This window comes from Ruegeria sp. AP11 (assembly GCF_056535865.1).
In genome coordinates this window covers 1329661-1344659 of record NZ_JBQFJB010000001.1, presented here as the reverse complement: position 1 = coordinate 1344659, position 14999 = coordinate 1329661, and the positions used below count along the sequence as shown (strand labels likewise).

The following is a 14999-nucleotide window of genomic DNA, read 5'->3' as shown; positions in this document are numbered from 1 at the left end:
CGCCGGAGGCAGCGCGCACCAGCGCGCTTTTCCCGCCTTGGCATCCGAGATTCAAGATGACCCCCGGACCCAGAAACCTGATCACCGATGTCCCCGGCCTGAAGGTCGGCAACGCGCAGGACGCGGCGCTGAAATCGGGCACCACCGTCCTGACCGCCGACCAGCCCTTTACCGCCTCGGTGCACGTCATGGGCGGTGCGCCGGGTACGCGCGAAACTGATCTGCTGGCCCCCGACAAGACAGTCGACCGGGTGGATGCGATCACCCTGTCCGGAGGTTCGGCCTTTGGGCTGGATGCCTGTTCGGGCGTATCAGACGCGTTGCGTGCGGCAGGACGAGGATACCGAGCAGGCGCTGCCATTGTTCCGATCGTGCCGGGGGCGATTCTGTTCGACCTGCTCAATGGCGGAAACAAGGACTGGACCGAAAACCCCTATCGGGCTTTGGGAAAGGCCGCATTTCTGGACGCTTCATCGCAATTTGAACTGGGCACGGCAGGGGCCGGGACGGGGGCGTTGTCGGCAATGCATAAGGGTGGGCTGGGTTCGGCCTCGCTGGTGCTTGAGGATGGAACAACCGTCGGCGCATTGGTTGCAGCCAATCCGCTGGGCAGTGTGACGACACCGGGCGACCGCCATTTCTGGGCCGCTCCGTTTGAGGTCGGTGCCGAATTCGGTGGTCTTGGGCCGGATGCCGCATCGGGCCTTGGCCGCACCCATGTCAGCCGCAAAGCGCAAGCGATGCACCCGGTGTCGCCGGATGACGCAAATACTACGATTGCCATTGTTGCAACCGACGCAGCGCTGACCAAGCCACAATGCCAGCGGCTGGCCGTGGCGGCCCATGATGGCATCTCACGTGCCATTGTTCCTGCGCATACGCCGGGTGACGGCGATCTGGTGTTTGGGCTCAGCACCGGTGCGCGTGCTATTGAGGCGACGGCCATGGCCATGATTGGCCACGCGGCCTCGATCTGCCTTGCGCGGGCAATCGCGCGGGCCATCTGTCTGGCCACGCCTGAACCCGGCGATCTTTTGCCGTGCTGGTCCCAGTTACATGACTTCGGTTAAGGACGGCCTGTAAAAGACTGTGACACTGTGCCATCGCGCGGCAATCTGCGCGTTGACTCTCTGCTGTGCCAGCGGTCCATTCGGTGCAGCCAATTCGTATCGGAGCAAAAGCTATGAATCGTATCCTTGCCACCGCAATTGCCGGCCTGCTGGCCCTTCCTGTCTATGCTGAAGGTGACGCAGAAGCAGGTAAGAAAGCTTTCAACAAATGCAAATCCTGTCACCAGATCGCAGATCCCGCAGGTGAAGTGATCGTGAAGGGCGGCAAAACGGGTCCGAACCTCTATGGTGTCGCAGGCCGGACGGCGGGTACCGTCGAAGGGTTCAAATACGGCGACAGCATCGTGGCCGCCGGTGAAAACGGGCTGGTCTGGGATCAGGAAACCTTTGTCGCCTACGCGCAGGACCCCAAAGCGTTCCTGAAGGAGTATCTGGGCGAAACCTCGGCCAAATCGAAAATGACCTTCAAGCTGAAGAAGGGTGCCGAGGACGTCTACGCCTATATCGTGAGTGTTTCCAGCGAGTAATTCAGCCGGCACAATTCAGGACAAAGTACAAAAGGCCGCAGCCCCTGCGGCCTTTCGTGCGATTGATCAGAGGCCCGATCAGTACCACGTTGGAGAAAACCGGTAGCGCGAACCAAACCGGTAGAATGACAACAGGAGACGACTGATGGGCATCATGATCCCAGCCTGGGTCGAGGGTAAGCTGACCCCGGTCGACAAGCTGGAGGCGCATGAAAAGGGCCTCAAGCACAAGGCGGTCTCGGTATTTGTAGTCCGCGGCACCGAAATCCTGCTGCAACGCCGGGCGCTGGGCAAATACCACACGCCGGGCCTGTGGGCGAATACCTGCTGCACCCATCCTGACTGGAACGAGAATGCTTCGACCTGTGCCGTGCGCCGTCTGCGCGAAGAGCTGGGGATCACCGGGCTTTATCCCGAATACCGGCACCGGCTGGAATATCACGCAGATGTCGGCAATGGGTTGGTCGAGAATGAAGTTGTCGATGTGTTCCTGGCCCATGTGCGCGGGCCATTGAATATCGAACCTGATCCGGACGAAGTTATGGAAATCCGCTGGATCGATTATCACGACCTGCTGGCCGAGGTGAAACGTCACCCGATGCGGTTCACACCGTGGCTTAAGATTTATCTGCACAACCACGCAGACACGATCTTTGGTCCGGACCTGATAATCTCGGCCAATTCCTAAGCCTGCCTTGCAAGGCGCGCGCAAGCGGCATAGATCATCGCGTCATGGCCAAACAAAAGCAGAAGTCCGACCCGAATTACAAAGTCATCGCCGAAAACCGGCGTGCGCGCTTCGATTACGCGATCGAGGACGATATCGAATGCGGCATCGTGCTGGAGGGTTCCGAGGTCAAATCCCTGCGCGCGGGCGGGTCGAACATCGCTGAAAGCTATGCCTCGGTCGATGACGGAGAGCTGTGGCTGATCAACAGCTATATTGCGCCCTACGAGCAGGCCAAGGTGTTCAAGCACGAAGAGCGCCGCCGCCGCAAGCTGCTGGTGTCGCGCAAGGAACTGGCCAACCTGTGGAACGCGACCCAGCGCAAAGGTATGACGCTGGTGCCGCTGGTTCTGTATTTCAACCACAAAGGCCGGGCGAAGCTGAAGATTGGCATCGCCAAGGGTAAGAAGCTGCACGACAAGCGCGAAACGCAGGCCAAGCGCGATTGGTCACGTCAGAAGCAACGCCTGATGAAGGACCACAGCTAGAACGCCATGGTCGCCTGAACCGCCCGTTGCCATCGCGCATAGGCTGCGTCGCGGTCCGTTTCGGCCATTTCCGGTTCAAATCGGCGATCCAGATCCCAGGTCGCGGCAAATCCGGCCTGATCCGGGTAAACACCTGCTTTCATCCCCGCCAGCCAAGCTGCTCCCAGCGCCGTGGTTTCCTGCATCACCGGACGATCCACCGGCGCGCCGAGGATGTTTGACAGGCCTTGCATGGTCCAGTCAGATGCGCTCATCCCGCCATCGACACGCAGGATGACATCTGCTTCGCTGCCCCAGTCGCCCTGCATGGCGTGCCACAGGTCGCGGGTCTGAAAGGCGATACTTTCGAGCGTGGCGCGGGCGAACTCTGCCCGGCCCGAATTGCGGCTCAGCCCAAATATGGCGCCCCGGCAGTCGGGTTTCCAATAAGGTGCGCCAAGCCCGGTGAAGGCGGGTACCAGCACCACATGCTGGTTCGGATCGGCTTGCGTCGCCAAATCGCCGCTTTGCGGCGCCGCATCGATAATCTGCAACGCGTCGCGCAACCACTGTACCGCGGCACCCGCAATGAAGATCGAGCCCTCAAGCGCATAGGTTTTCTGACCATCCAACTGATAGGCGATGGTCGTCAGCAGGCGGTTCTTCGACATCACCGGCTGCGTGCCGGTGTTCAGAAGCGCAAAACAGCCTGTGCCATAGGTGGACTTCATCATTCCCGGCTCGAAACAGGCCTGACCAATGGTTGCGGCTTGTTGGTCGCCCGCGACGCCCAGAATCGGGATATTTCCACCGAATAGGGTCGTATTTCCAAAATCGGAGGCACAGTCCTGCACCTCCGGCAGCATACCTGCCGGCACGCCCAGCAAGTCGCAAATCTCGGTACTCCATTCGCCCTTGTGAATGTCGAACAGAAGCGTGCGCGCGGCGTTGGTGGCGTCGGTGACGTGGCTGCGACCCTCGGTCATTCGCCAGATCAAGAAGCTGTCGATGGTGCCGAACAAAAGCTCTCCGGCTTCGGCGCGATCGCGGGCACCGGGGACCGTATCCAGAAGCCATTTGACCTTGGTGCCCGAGAAATAGGGGTCCAGCAGCAGGCCGGTCTGGGCGGTCACGTCATCCTCGCACCCGGCCTGCTTGAAGCGTGCGCAAATCTCGGCGGTGCGGCGATCCTGCCAGACGATGGCGTTATGGATCGGCTTACCGGTTGCGCGGTCCCAGATGACGGTGGTTTCACGCTGGTTGGTAATGCCGATCCCGGCGATCTGGTCGGCCTGAATACCGGTCGTCTGCATCACCTCTCGGCAGACATGGACCACACTTTCCCAGATTTCCTCGGGGTCATGTTCTACCCAGCCTTCCTGCGGAAAATACTGCGGGAATTCTTGTTGGGCTGTGCCGACGCGCTGCATCTTCGCGTCAAACAGAATGGCGCGTGACGACGTCGTGCCCTGATCGATTGCCAGAATATAGGTCATGCCTGTGCCCCTCCCGCTTTGGTTGTGCGGGACTTTAGCGCAAACACTGCTGAAACTGCCAGAGGCGATTTTCGGCTATCAGACCGGCAGATTGTCGATCAGCCGCACCCCGTCGGCCCATGCCGCCACGAACAGGCGGGCAGGGCGGTTTGCATGGGTCAGGGGCTCAAGCGTGTCGGCGCAGCGCAGTTGGATATATTCCACATCCGTGAAGCCTGCGGCCAGCAGATCGGTATGCGCCTGCGCGGCCAGCGTATCGAAGGCTGCTCCGTCGGCCAAAGCGTCGGCCAGCGCCCGCATGATGCGGTGTTTTTCGGCCGCAACCCGCAACCCTTCTGCCGAGAGCAGTTGATTGCGCGACGACATGGCAAGGCCCGAAGCTTCGCGGACCGTGGGGCAGCCGATCACCTCGGTCGGAATATCCAGATCGCGGGCCATGCGGCGCACGACCATCAGTTGTTGAAAGTCTTTTTCGCCGAAATAGGCTCGATCTGCCTGTGTCTGCAGGAACAGCTTGGCGACCACCGTGGCCACGCCATCGAAATGGCCGGGACGGAATTCACCTTCCATCACATCGGTCAGCCCCGCGACCGAAACGGTGGTGGCAAAGCCCTGCGGATAGATTTCCTCGGGATCGGGGACATAGATCGCGTCGACCTGGAACGGGGCCAGCTTCTTGGCGTCTTCATGTTCGGTGCGCGGATAGTTCGCCAGATCCTGCGGATTGTTGAACTGTTTGGGGTTCACGAAGATCGTCACGATGACCCGATCCGTGCCCGCTTTTGCAGCCTCGGCCAATGACAGGTGACCCTGATGCAGCGCCCCCATGGTTGGTACGACACCGATGGTCTGGCCAGAGCGCTGCCATTCCGTGGTCAGCGCACGCAGGTCGGCGCGTTTGCGCAGAATGGGCGCGCTCATGATTTGATGCCTTTGGTCGGGGCCTTATCGGCAAAGACGTGTTCATCCGCCGGGAAACTGCGAGCGCGCACCTCAGCCGCGTATTCGGCGATGGCGGCTTCGGCTTGCGGCCCTAGATCGGCATAGCGTTTGACGAATTTTGGTTTGAAGGCGGTGAAAAATCCAAGCATGTCATCGACCACCAGAATTTGCCCGTCGCATCCGGCCGAGGCGCCGATGCCGATGGTCGGGATCGGAACCTCGTGGGTGATCCGATCCGCCAGACCTTGCGGTACCTTCTCTAACACGACGGAAAACGCGCCTGCTTCGGCCACGGCGCGGGCATCGGCCAGCACCGCCTCGGCCTGTTCGTCGCGACCCTGCACCTTGTATCCGCCCAACGTGTTGATCGATTGCGGTGTCAGACCGATATGCGCCATCACTGGAATTCCGCGTTTGACCAGAAAGCGGATCGTCTCGGCCATCTCAACGCCACCTTCCAGCTTGACCGCCCCGGCGCCGGTTTCCGACATCAGCCGCGCTGCGTTTCGGAAGGCTTGCGCCGGGTCATGCTCGTAGCTGGCAAAGGGCATGTCGATGACCATCATCGCCTTGTCCAACCCGCGCGCGACAGCCTGGCCATGCAGGATCATCATCTCCATCGTCACACCGAGGGTCGAGGTCAGCCCATGCAGCACCATGCCGACGCTGTCGCCCACCAGAACAAAATCGCAATGGGCATCCATCAGACGCGCCATCGGTGTCGTATAGGCGGTCAGCGAAACCAGAGGATCAGTACCTTTCCGGGCGCGGATATCCTCGGCATTCGGGGCTGTCTTGCGGGCGGTGGCGCTCATGCTCGCTCCTCGCTGGGTTTATGTTGCAGTGCGGCATAGCAGATGCAGCATGGGCCGTAAAACCCCGGTTGCGCGAACATTTCCTTGATTGACCCAAGGTTTAAAGGGAAATTGGGCGTAGAACGATCCGCAACCAGCGGGCTAACCGTATACAGTAGGGAGACAATTTCATGGCAATGCTATCGGTTCGGAGTTTGGCCTCGGCCCTTGCGCTGGGTGCGTCGTTGCTGGCGTCGCAGGCGCTGGCCAAGTCGGATATCACCATCGCAATGCAGTTGGAGCCGCCGCATCTGGACCCGACCAGCGCCGCCGCGCAGGCGATTGATTCGGTTGTCTACACCAACATTTTCGAAGGACTGACCCGCTTTATGGGCGACGGATCGGTTGTGCCCGGGCTGGCCGAAAGCTGGGAGATTTCCGAAGACGGTACAGTTTATACCTTCAAGCTGCGCGATGGGGTGACCTTCCATGATGGCACCGCCATGGATGCAGAGGACGTCAAGTTCAGCCTCGACCGGGCCCGCGCCGAAGACAGCGCCAACGCTCAAAAGGCTCTGTTTGCCGGGATCGCGAGTGTCGAGGTGGCCGATCCTCTGACCGTCAGGATCACCTTGTCCGAACCCAACGGCAGTTTCCTGTTCAACCTTGCCTGGGGCGACGCGGTGATCGTGGCCTCTGAGAGCATCGACAATATCAAGACAAATCCTGTTGGGACCGGGGCCTTCACCTTTGGCGATTGGGTTCAGGGCGATAGCATCACGCTGAACCGCAATCCCGATTACTGGGGCGACCAGCCTGCGTTAGAGACTGCGACGTTCAAGTTTATCTCAGATCCGACGGCGGCCTTTGCCGCGATGATGGCCGAAGATGTAGACGTGTTCGACAACTTCCCGGCACCGGAAAACCTGCCTCAGTTCGAGGCTGATCCGCGCTTTCAGGTGCTTGTTGGCTCGACCGAAGGGGAAACGATTCTGTCCACCAATAACAAGCAGGCGCCTTTCGATGATATCCTGGTCCGGCAGGCTCTGGCCCATGCGATCGACCGGCAGGCCATCATTGATGGTGCCATGTTCGGTTATGGCACACCCATCGGCACTCATTTTGCGCCGCATAACCCTGCCTATGTCGATCTGACCGGCAATTCTGCCTATGACCCCGAAAAGGCCAAGGCGTTGCTGGCTGAAGCTGGGTTCGAAAACGGGTTTGAAACCACGTTGCATCTGCCACCTCCTTCTTACGCGCGACGCGGTGGCGAGATTATTGCGGCGCAGCTGGCCGAAGTTGGCATCACTGCCGAGATCATCAATGTCGAATGGGCGCAATGGCTGGAATCTGTCTTTAAAGGCAAGGAGTTTGGCCTGACCATCGTCAGCCACACCGAGCCGATGGACATCGGCATCTACGCCCGGCCCGATTATTACTTCCAGTATGACAGCACCGATTTTCAGGCGCTAATGGAGACGCTGAACGCGACCACGGACCCGGAAGAGCGTACCCGTCTGATGGGTGAGGCACAGCGGTTGATCGCCAATGACTACGTCAACGGTTATCTGTTTCAATTGGCCAAGCTTGGTATCGCCAAGGCGGGTGTGCAGGGGCTATGGACAAACGCGCCAACCGCTGCCATCGATCTGACCGCGATCAGTTGGTCTGAATAAACACCCGAGGGACAGGGGACCGGTACATGGTCAGATCCATTTTCGCCACGCTGATGACCATTGCGGCGCTGGCGATGAGCACAGTCACAGCCCGCGCTGACGCACCGTTGGAGCGGGCTGTGGACTTGTGGCTTGACGGTGATGACCAGATCGCCCTGTCCTTGCTGGCTGAACTGGCCGTTGAAGGCAACGCCAATGCGCGCCTGCTGCTGGCCCGGATCGAGACCCTGGACCTTGGGCCATCGCCTTTCCGTCAGTCGCTGGAGCCCGCACAATCGCGCGCGCTTTTTCGTCAGAAGGACTGGAGCGTGTTTGGCCGGTCATGGCTAAAGGCCGAGGCCGAAGGGGGCAATCCTGTGGCGCAGGCGTTGCTGGCGGCCCGACGCCCCCAGCCGGACCCGGGCCTGATCGACCGTCTGAACGCGCTGGGCGAGCATCAGGCTACCGACTATCCCACTCGTATCATCGCGCTTTACGGCGATGAGGACATGCGCGCCGGTTTGCTGTCGAATCCGGGTCTGATGCAGGACCTCAGACCCTATCTGACCTATCTGACGCTGGACCCCGAACCGCGCGGCGATGGATTGGCCGCATTGCGCCATATTCAGCCTGAACCGGTTGATGCGACCTCTGATCAGGCGCTGGAAATGGCAGGAGTTCTGGCGCTTGGTCTGGGATATGGCGATCTGCCAGCCGAGAACCGGTGGCGCCCGGCGGTTGAGAACTGGTTGATGACCTCTGACGCAACCCGGCCCATCGCGCAACTGTGCACCGAACGCTGCGGTAACGAGGCCCCCGACTGCGCCTTTGCCTTTCTCGCCCTGTTGGGGGGGTATTTCGAAGTCATTCGCGTCGACAGCCCGCTGGAAACCGTCATTCCGCAGGATCGATTTCTGGACAGCCCGCGCGCGCGCTTGATGACGCTGCGCCGTGCTGCGCTGGCACGAACCGAGAACAATTTGGAATGGCTGTCCGATAGCGCCCCGGCGTCCCGACTTTCGACCTGCGCCATCGATCTGGTCCGGACCGAGCGGCAAGCTTACAAGTAGCTGTTGCACCCGCGCGGCCCACGCACTTAACCTGATACCAATGCTAAGATATGCCCTCAAACGCCTGCTCTCGCTGATCCTGAGTCTGGCTGTCGCGTCCGTCGTGATCTTCGCCGTGATCGAGGTTGCGCCGGGTGATCCGGCATCCTTCATGCTGGGTGTCAACGCTCAAGAGGATACGCTGGCCGCCTTGCGGGCCGAGCTGGGTCTGGATGTGTCAAAGGTCGAGCGGTATTTCAACTGGGTCGGCGGGATGTTGGTGGGGGATTTTGGCACCTCCTACACCTATCGCACGCCGGTGTCGCAGATGATCGCCGACCGTCTTTGGGTGTCGCTGCCATTGGCGCTTTATGCGCTGACCCTGTCGACCCTGATCGCCTTTCCCGCCGGAATCTACGCCGCCGCGCGGCGTGGCAAGCCGGGTGATGTGGCGGTGATGGGCGCGACGCAGCTGGGCATCGCGGTGCCGAATTTCTGGTTTGCGATGATGTTGGTTCTGATCTTTGCCATCAACCTGCGCTGGTTCAATGCCGGTGGCTTTGTGGGTTGGGACAACGGTTTCTGGAGCGGGATTCATTCCCTGACCCTGCCTGCCATCGCATTGGCTCTGCCGCAGGCGGCGATTCTGGCGCGGGTGATGCGGTCATCGCTGCTGGATATTCTGGGCGAGGATTTCATGCGCACCGCCCGCGCCAAAGGGCTGTCCTCCCGCCAGGCGCTGTGGCGGCATGGGGTGCGGAATGCGCTGATCCCGGTGCTGACCATCATTGGGCTGCAGTTTTCCTTTCTGATGGCCGGCTCGATCATCATCGAGCAGGTGTTTTACCTGCCCGGCCTTGGACGGCTTGTGTTTCAGGCCATCTCGGCCCGCGATCTGATCGTGGTGGAATCGGTGGTGATGCTGCTGGTCTTTGCCGTCATCACCGTGAATTTCCTTGTCGATCTGGCCTACGCCGCCGTTGACCCAAGGCTGAGGAGCCGGACATGAGCCGCAACCTGATCCTTGGCGCGGTGCTGTCGTCGCTGGTGGTGCTGGCGGCGTTGGTCTCGTTTGTCTGGACACCCTACGATTTCGCCGCACTGGATATTCCGAACAAGCTGCAGCGCCCGAATGCCCAAAACTGGTTCGGCACTGACCATTTCGGGCGCGACATGTTCTCGATGATCATGGTCGGCGCGCGCACCTCGATTGCCGTGGCGCTGGTGGCGGTGGGAATCGGCATGGCGCTGGGCGTGCCGCTGGGCCTGACGGCGGCGGCGCGCAAGGGCTCGTGGCTGGACGAGGTGATCATGCGCGGCAACGATCTGGTCTTTGCCTTCCCCTCGCTGGTCATCGCCATCCTGATCACCGCCGTGTTTGGCGCCGGCGCGATCAATGCGATCATCGCCATCGGTATCTTCAACATTCCCGTCTTCGCGCGCATCACCCGCGGCGCGGCGCTGTCCCTGTGGGAGCGGGAATTCATCCTCGCCGCCCGCGTGTCGGGCAAGGGCGCGGCACGGATCTCGGCGGAACATATCCTGCCCAACGTCGCCAACCTGCTGATCGTACAGGGCACCATCCAATTCAGCCTTGGCATTCTGGCCGAAGCCGGGTTGTCCTATGTCGGTCTGGGCGCACAGCCGCCGACGCCCAGCTGGGGCCGGATGCTGGCCGATGCGCAGACAATGGTCAGTTTTGCTCCGCATTTGGCTCTGATCCCCGGGCTGGCGATCATCGTCACGGTGCTGGGTCTGAACCTGCTGGGCGATGGGTTGCGGGACTGGCTGGACCCCCGAATCCGGGTGGCGCGCGCATGAGTTTGTTGCAGATCGAAAACCTGTCCGTGGCGATCCACGGGGCGAAAATCCTGAAACAGGTCAGCCTGTCCATTGATCCCGGCCAGATCGTTGCGGTGACCGGCGAAAGCGGTTCGGGCAAGTCGATGACCGCATTGGCCGTAATGCGGTTGCTGCCAAACGGGGCGCAGGCGGAAGGTGCGATCCGATTGGACGGGCAGGACCTTCTGGATCGCCCCGAGGCCGAGATGTGCGCCCTGCGCGGCGCTTCGGTCGGTATGGTGTTTCAGGAGCCGATGACGGCGCTCAACCCGGTGAAAACCATCGGCGATCAGGTGATGGAGACGATCCTGATCCACAAGGCCATGACCCCGGCTCAGGCCCAAACACGCGCCGAAGAGGTATTGGATCGCGTTGGCCTGCCGCCCGACAGGTTCCCGCTGTCCCGCTATCCGCATGAGTTGTCGGGGGGGCAGCGTCAGCGCGTGGTGATCGCCATGGCCATTGCTCTGCGTCCCAAACTGCTGATCGCAGATGAGCCGACCACGGCGCTGGACGTCACCACGCAAGCCCAGATCCTCGATCTGCTCAAGGGGTTGGTGCGCGAATATGGCATGGGGCTGCTGATGATCACCCATGATCTGGCCGTGGTCGCAGATATGGCCGATCAGATCACCGTCATGCGGCGCGGCGAGGTGGTCGAAAGCGGTGCATCCCGGCAACTGCTGCACAATATGCAACACCCCTATACCCGTATGTTGTTCGAGGCCTCGGGCCATCAGGTCAATCTGCCCGAGCCCGCTCAACCTGATCCGCTGTTGGAGGTGTCACAGGTCATCCGCGACTATCGCCTGCCACGCAAAGGACTGTTCCAGGCGCCGCGTCATCACCGTGCGGTGGACGGTGTCAGCTTTACCCTCAATCGCGGCGAACGATTGGGCCTTGTCGGAGAGTCCGGTTGCGGAAAATCGACCCTGACACGGGCGATATTGGGGTTGGAGGAGGTGCAGTCCGGCCATATCCAACTGGATGGCCAACCTGTCTTTGCGGGTCACAAACCCAACCTTGCCGTGCGGCGCAAGATGCAAGTGGTGTTTCAGGACCCCTATGGCAGCTTCAACCCAAGACATCGGGTTGCACGCCTGATCACCGAACCGTTTCATTTGCTGGATACACCGCCCACCGGCTCTGACAGGCAGGACCGGATCGCCGAAATGCTGACCGCCGTGGGCCTCAGCCCGGACGACGCGGGCAAATACATCCATGAGTTCTCGGGCGGGCAGCGACAGCGCATCGCCATTGCCCGCGCACTGATCATCCAGCCTGAGCTGATCCTGTTTGACGAAGCGGTCTCGGCGCTTGATGTGTCGGTCCGGGCGCAAATCCTCGATCTGCTGGCCGAGCTGTGCGCGACTTATGATCTGACCTATCTGTTCATCAGCCATGACCTGAGCGTTGTGCGCACCATCACCGACCGCGTTCTGGTGATGCAATCCGGCCAGATCGTCGAACAGGGTGAGACCGGGCAGGTCTTCTCGGACCCCCAGCATCCCTACACCCAAACACTGATCGCCGCTGCACCGCAATTGCCCGAAATCGGGCAAGGTGCCGCATAATTCCTAATGTTAGAGACGAAACAGAGGCCAAAATGATCCAGCAACCATGGTTTGATCCCACCCTGTGCCTGATCGGAGAGAGCTGGGTTCCGGCGGCTTCGGGCGAGACTCTGCCGTTGATCAACCCTTCGGTTGGCAGCGAGATCTGCCGCATCGCGCGCGGCGAAGTCCCGGATATCGATGCAGCGGTCGCGGCGGCCCGATCTGCGACAAACGGTGATTGGGGACGTATGACTGCACTGGAACGCGGTCGTATCCTGGCACGCCTCGGCCAACTGGTGCTGGAGCGGGTCGAGGAATTGACTGCGTTGGAGGCGATGGATGTGGGCAAACCTCTCACCCAGGCCCGGGCCGACGCCGTGGCGCTGGCGCGGTATTGCGAGTTCTACGGTGGGGCAGCGGACAAGGTGATGGGTGAAACGATCCCTTATCTGGACGGCTATACCGTCTATACCCTGCGCGAACCGCACGGGGTCACGGGTCATATCGTGCCGTGGAACTATCCGATGCAGATCATTGGCCGTTCTGTCGGGGCGGCGTTGGCGATGGGTAATGCCTGTGTGTTGAAACCCGCGGAAGAGGCCTGCCTGACCGCGCTCGCCTTCGCACATCTGGCGGTTGAGGCCGGATTGCCCGCCGGTGCGCTGAACGTCGTGCCCGGATTGGGGGCCGAGGCCGGAGCGGCATTGTCAGGGCATCCGGGGGTTAACCATATTTCGTTTACCGGCTCGGTCGCCACTGGTGCCTTGGTGCAGCAGGCGGCAGGGCGCAACGTGGTGCCGGTGACGCTGGAACTGGGCGGGAAATCTCCGCAATTGGTATTCGATGACGCCGATCTGGACGCCGCGCTGCCGTATTTGGTGAACGCAGGCATTCAGAATGCGGGCCAGACCTGTTCGGCCTCGTCCCGCATTCTGGTACAGCGTGGCATTTACGAGCAGGTCCGGTCGCGCATGGCCGAGGCTTATGGGCAGTTGACTGTCGGTCCCGCGATGCAGGACCTGCGCGTCGGGCCGCTGATCTCGGACCGGCAGAAACAGATCGTCGGCGGGTTTCTTGAGAAAGGCGCGGATCTGACCATTGCCGGGCAGGGACAAATCGTCGATGGCGCGCCCGAGGCCGGGGCCTTTGTGCAACCCACGCTTTTTGCCGACGTGCCCCCGGATCATGTGCTGGCGCGGGATGAAATCTTTGGCCCGGTGCAGGTTTTGATCCCGTTCGAGACCGAAAAACAGGCTCTAACCATAGCCAACTCAACCGAATACGGCCTTGTGGCCAGCATCTGGACGCGGGACGGGGCCCGCCAGATGCGGTTGGCCAAGGGGCTGCAATCAGGGCAGGTTTTCATCAACAACTATGGCGCCGGAGGAGGGGTTGAGCTTCCGTTTGGAGGCGTTGGCAAATCCGGTCACGGACGCGAAAAAGGGTTCGAGGCGCTCTATGGGTTTTCGCAGCTCAAAACGGTCGCCGCCTATCACGGCTAAACGATTACCTCGATCGCCTCTTGGGCACCCACGCCAAATACGCGTTTGTAGCGTTCGATCTGATCTGCCGGACCCATCGCCTTTTCGGGGTTATCCGACAGTTTCACTGTCGGGCGTCCGTTGGCCGCGATCGCTTTGCACACCAGTGAGAACGGCGCCAGCGCGCCGTCGGACACCAACCCGCGGAAATCATTGGTCAGCAGCGTACCCCAGCCGAAGGAAACGTTGGTACGATCCGCAAACTGCCCGTGTAGTTCCCGGATTTTGTCCACATCCAGACCGTCCGAGAAGATGATGCGTTTCTGCGTCGGGTCCTCACCGCGAGATTTCCACCACTCAATGGCGATTTCTGCCCCGGCAGCGGGATCGCCGCTGTCGATGCGGATGCCGGTCCAGCCCGCCAGCCAGTCGGGCGCGCGGTCCAGAAAGCCTTGCGTGCCATAAGTGTCGGGCAGGATAATGCGCAGATTGCCGTCATGTTCGTCATGCCAGTCGCTGAGAACATCATAGGGCGCCTGCGCCAATTCCGCATCGCTGTCGGCCAGCGCGGAATAGACCATGGGCAGTTCGTGTGCGTTGGTGCCGATGGCCTCGACCTCGCGCCGCATGGCGATCAGGCAGTTCGAGGTACCGGTGAACGCGCTACCCAAGCCTTCGATCATCGCCTGCACGCACCAGTCCTGCCAGAGAAAGGAGTGCCGCCTACGGGTGCCAAAATCCGCAATCCCCAACCCTTCGATCTGACGCAGTTGGGCGATTTTTTCCCATACCCGTGTCATGGCGCGGGCGTAAAGAACCTGCAACTCGAACCGGCGCATGTCGTTCAGAACCGCGCGCGAGCGCAACTCCATCAGCACCGCCAGCGCGGGGATCTCCCACAGCATGACCTCGTGCCACTTGCCTTCAAATGTCAGCTCATATTGGTCGCCGTGACGTTCAAGATGATAAGGCGGCAGGCGCAGATTCTCGAACCATTCCATGAAATCCGGGCGGAACATCTGCCGTTTTCCGTAGAAGGTATTGCCCCGCAGCCAGGTGCTTTCCCCCCGGCTGAGGCTGAGCGAACGTATGTGATCCAACTGCTCGCGCAACTCTCCTTCGTCGATCAATTTTGCCAACGGCACGTGATTCGACCGGTTGATCAGTGAAAAAACCACGTCTGTTTGGGGCTTATTGCGAAACACTGATTGACACATCAGCAGTTTGTAGAAGTCAGTGTCGATCAATGACCGCACAATGGGGTCGATCTTCCATTTATGATTGTAGACCCGCGTCGCGATGTCGACCATGGGGACCTCCTGCGATTTCCGTTGTTAGATCAATCAGAGCGCTGATTGGCAAGAGTCGCCGGTTTGGTAACAATGCCCAT

General features: G+C 60.7%; 14 protein-coding genes. 10 read left to right on the top strand and 4 right to left on the bottom strand.

Annotation, left to right across the window (positions count from 1 at the left end; all coding sequences use genetic code 11):
• Nucleotides 1-56 precede the first annotated feature (56 nt).
• The 4 genes from ACR3E4_RS07020 (at nt 57) to smpB (ending at nt 2812) form a co-directional block, all read left to right on the top strand.
• Nucleotides 57-1070 (top strand): P1 family peptidase, encoded by a 1014-nt coding sequence (locus ACR3E4_RS07020; protein WP_480533549.1) that lies wholly within the window; start codon nt 57-59, stop codon nt 1068-1070.
• Nucleotides 1071-1183: 113 nt separating this feature from the next.
• On the top strand, nt 1184-1597 hold the full coding sequence (locus ACR3E4_RS07015) for a c-type cytochrome (protein WP_480533547.1): 414 nt from the start codon (nt 1184-1186) through the stop codon (nt 1595-1597).
• A gap of 145 nt (nt 1598-1742) precedes the next feature.
• A complete protein-coding gene (gene idi, locus ACR3E4_RS07010; protein WP_480533545.1) occupies nt 1743-2285 on the top strand; it encodes an isopentenyl-diphosphate Delta-isomerase in 543 nt (180 codons plus the stop codon).
• A 44-nt stretch (nt 2286-2329) separates the two neighbouring features.
• Nucleotides 2330-2812, top strand: coding sequence for an SsrA-binding protein SmpB (gene smpB / locus ACR3E4_RS07005; RefSeq protein WP_480533543.1), 483 nt, complete (start codon nt 2330-2332; stop codon nt 2810-2812).
• Here the strand turns inward: smpB and glpK are convergent.
• The 3 genes from glpK to panB form a co-directional block, all read right to left on the bottom strand.
• Nucleotides 2809-4287 (bottom strand): glycerol kinase GlpK, encoded by a 1479-nt coding sequence (glpK, locus tag ACR3E4_RS07000; RefSeq protein WP_480533541.1) that lies wholly within the window; start codon nt 4285-4287, stop codon nt 2809-2811. The two genes, smpB and glpK, sit on opposite strands and share 4 nt — an antisense overlap.
• A gap of 78 nt (nt 4288-4365) precedes the next feature.
• Complete coding sequence (gene panC, locus ACR3E4_RS06995; protein ID WP_480533539.1) at nt 4366-5208, bottom strand: pantoate--beta-alanine ligase; 843 nt, start codon at nt 5206-5208, stop codon at nt 4366-4368.
• The gene (gene panB, locus ACR3E4_RS06990; RefSeq protein ID WP_480533537.1) at nt 5205-6044 is read right to left on the bottom strand and encodes a 3-methyl-2-oxobutanoate hydroxymethyltransferase; all 840 of its coding nucleotides are present in this window, start codon (nt 6042-6044) and stop codon (nt 5205-5207) included. The genes panC and panB overlap by 4 nt, the downstream gene beginning before the upstream one ends.
• Nucleotides 6045-6220: 176 nt before the next feature.
• Between panB and ACR3E4_RS06985 the strand changes: the two genes are divergently transcribed.
• The 6 genes from ACR3E4_RS06985 to ACR3E4_RS06960 are packed head-to-tail and all read left to right on the top strand — an operon-like array spanning nt 6221 to nt 13630.
• Nucleotides 6221-7702, top strand: a complete 1482-nt coding sequence (locus ACR3E4_RS06985; protein ID WP_480533780.1) for an ABC transporter substrate-binding protein — start codon at nt 6221-6223, stop codon at nt 7700-7702.
• A 26-nt stretch (nt 7703-7728) separates the two neighbouring features.
• Nucleotides 7729-8751: a hypothetical protein gene (locus ACR3E4_RS06980; protein WP_480533535.1), complete on the top strand. Its 1023-nt coding sequence runs from the start codon at nt 7729-7731 to the stop codon at nt 8749-8751.
• 40 nt (nt 8752-8791) lie between these two features.
• Nucleotides 8792-9739: an ABC transporter permease gene (locus ACR3E4_RS06975; protein WP_480533533.1), complete on the top strand. Its 948-nt coding sequence runs from the start codon at nt 8792-8794 to the stop codon at nt 9737-9739.
• The gene (locus tag ACR3E4_RS06970) at nt 9736-10551 is read left to right on the top strand and encodes an ABC transporter permease (protein ID WP_480533531.1); all 816 of its coding nucleotides are present in this window, start codon (nt 9736-9738) and stop codon (nt 10549-10551) included. Before ACR3E4_RS06975 ends, ACR3E4_RS06970 begins: the two co-directional genes overlap by 4 nt.
• Nucleotides 10548-12146, top strand: a complete 1599-nt coding sequence (locus ACR3E4_RS06965; RefSeq protein ID WP_480533529.1) for an ABC transporter ATP-binding protein — start codon at nt 10548-10550, stop codon at nt 12144-12146. The genes ACR3E4_RS06970 and ACR3E4_RS06965 overlap by 4 nt, the downstream gene beginning before the upstream one ends.
• Nucleotides 12147-12178: 32 nt before the next feature.
• Nucleotides 12179-13630 (top strand): aldehyde dehydrogenase family protein, encoded by a 1452-nt coding sequence (locus ACR3E4_RS06960; RefSeq protein ID WP_480533527.1) that lies wholly within the window; start codon nt 12179-12181, stop codon nt 13628-13630.
• Here ACR3E4_RS06960 and pncB read toward each other — a convergent pair.
• Complete coding sequence (gene pncB / locus ACR3E4_RS06955; RefSeq protein WP_480533525.1) at nt 13627-14919, bottom strand: nicotinate phosphoribosyltransferase; 1293 nt, start codon at nt 14917-14919, stop codon at nt 13627-13629. The two genes, ACR3E4_RS06960 and pncB, sit on opposite strands and share 4 nt — an antisense overlap.
• Nucleotides 14920-14999: the final 80 nt, after the last annotated feature.

Coding starts and splice junctions, on each gene's coding strand:
- ACR3E4_RS06970 (WP_480533531.1), top strand. CDS start 9,736: ATGAGCCGCAACCTGATCCTTGGCGCGGTGCTGTCGTCGCTGGTGGTG.
- pncB (WP_480533525.1), bottom strand. CDS start 14,919: ATGGTCGACATCGCGACGCGGGTCTACAATCATAAATGGAAGATCGAC.
- ACR3E4_RS06980 (WP_480533535.1), top strand. CDS start 7,729: ATGGTCAGATCCATTTTCGCCACGCTGATGACCATTGCGGCGCTGGCG.
- ACR3E4_RS06965 (WP_480533529.1), top strand. CDS start 10,548: ATGAGTTTGTTGCAGATCGAAAACCTGTCCGTGGCGATCCACGGGGCG.
- idi (WP_480533545.1), top strand. CDS start 1,743: ATGGGCATCATGATCCCAGCCTGGGTCGAGGGTAAGCTGACCCCGGTC.
- ACR3E4_RS06985 (WP_480533780.1), top strand. CDS start 6,221: ATGCTATCGGTTCGGAGTTTGGCCTCGGCCCTTGCGCTGGGTGCGTCG.
- panB (WP_480533537.1), bottom strand. CDS start 6,044: ATGAGCGCCACCGCCCGCAAGACAGCCCCGAATGCCGAGGATATCCGC.
- ACR3E4_RS06975 (WP_480533533.1), top strand. CDS start 8,792: ATGCTAAGATATGCCCTCAAACGCCTGCTCTCGCTGATCCTGAGTCTG.
- smpB (WP_480533543.1), top strand. CDS start 2,330: ATGGCCAAACAAAAGCAGAAGTCCGACCCGAATTACAAAGTCATCGCC.
- glpK (WP_480533541.1), bottom strand. CDS start 4,287: ATGACCTATATTCTGGCAATCGATCAGGGCACGACGTCGTCACGCGCC.
- ACR3E4_RS06960 (WP_480533527.1), top strand. CDS start 12,179: ATGATCCAGCAACCATGGTTTGATCCCACCCTGTGCCTGATCGGAGAG.
- panC (WP_480533539.1), bottom strand. CDS start 5,208: ATGAGCGCGCCCATTCTGCGCAAACGCGCCGACCTGCGTGCGCTGACC.
- ACR3E4_RS07015 (WP_480533547.1), top strand. CDS start 1,184: ATGAATCGTATCCTTGCCACCGCAATTGCCGGCCTGCTGGCCCTTCCT.
- ACR3E4_RS07020 (WP_480533549.1), top strand. CDS start 57: ATGACCCCCGGACCCAGAAACCTGATCACCGATGTCCCCGGCCTGAAG.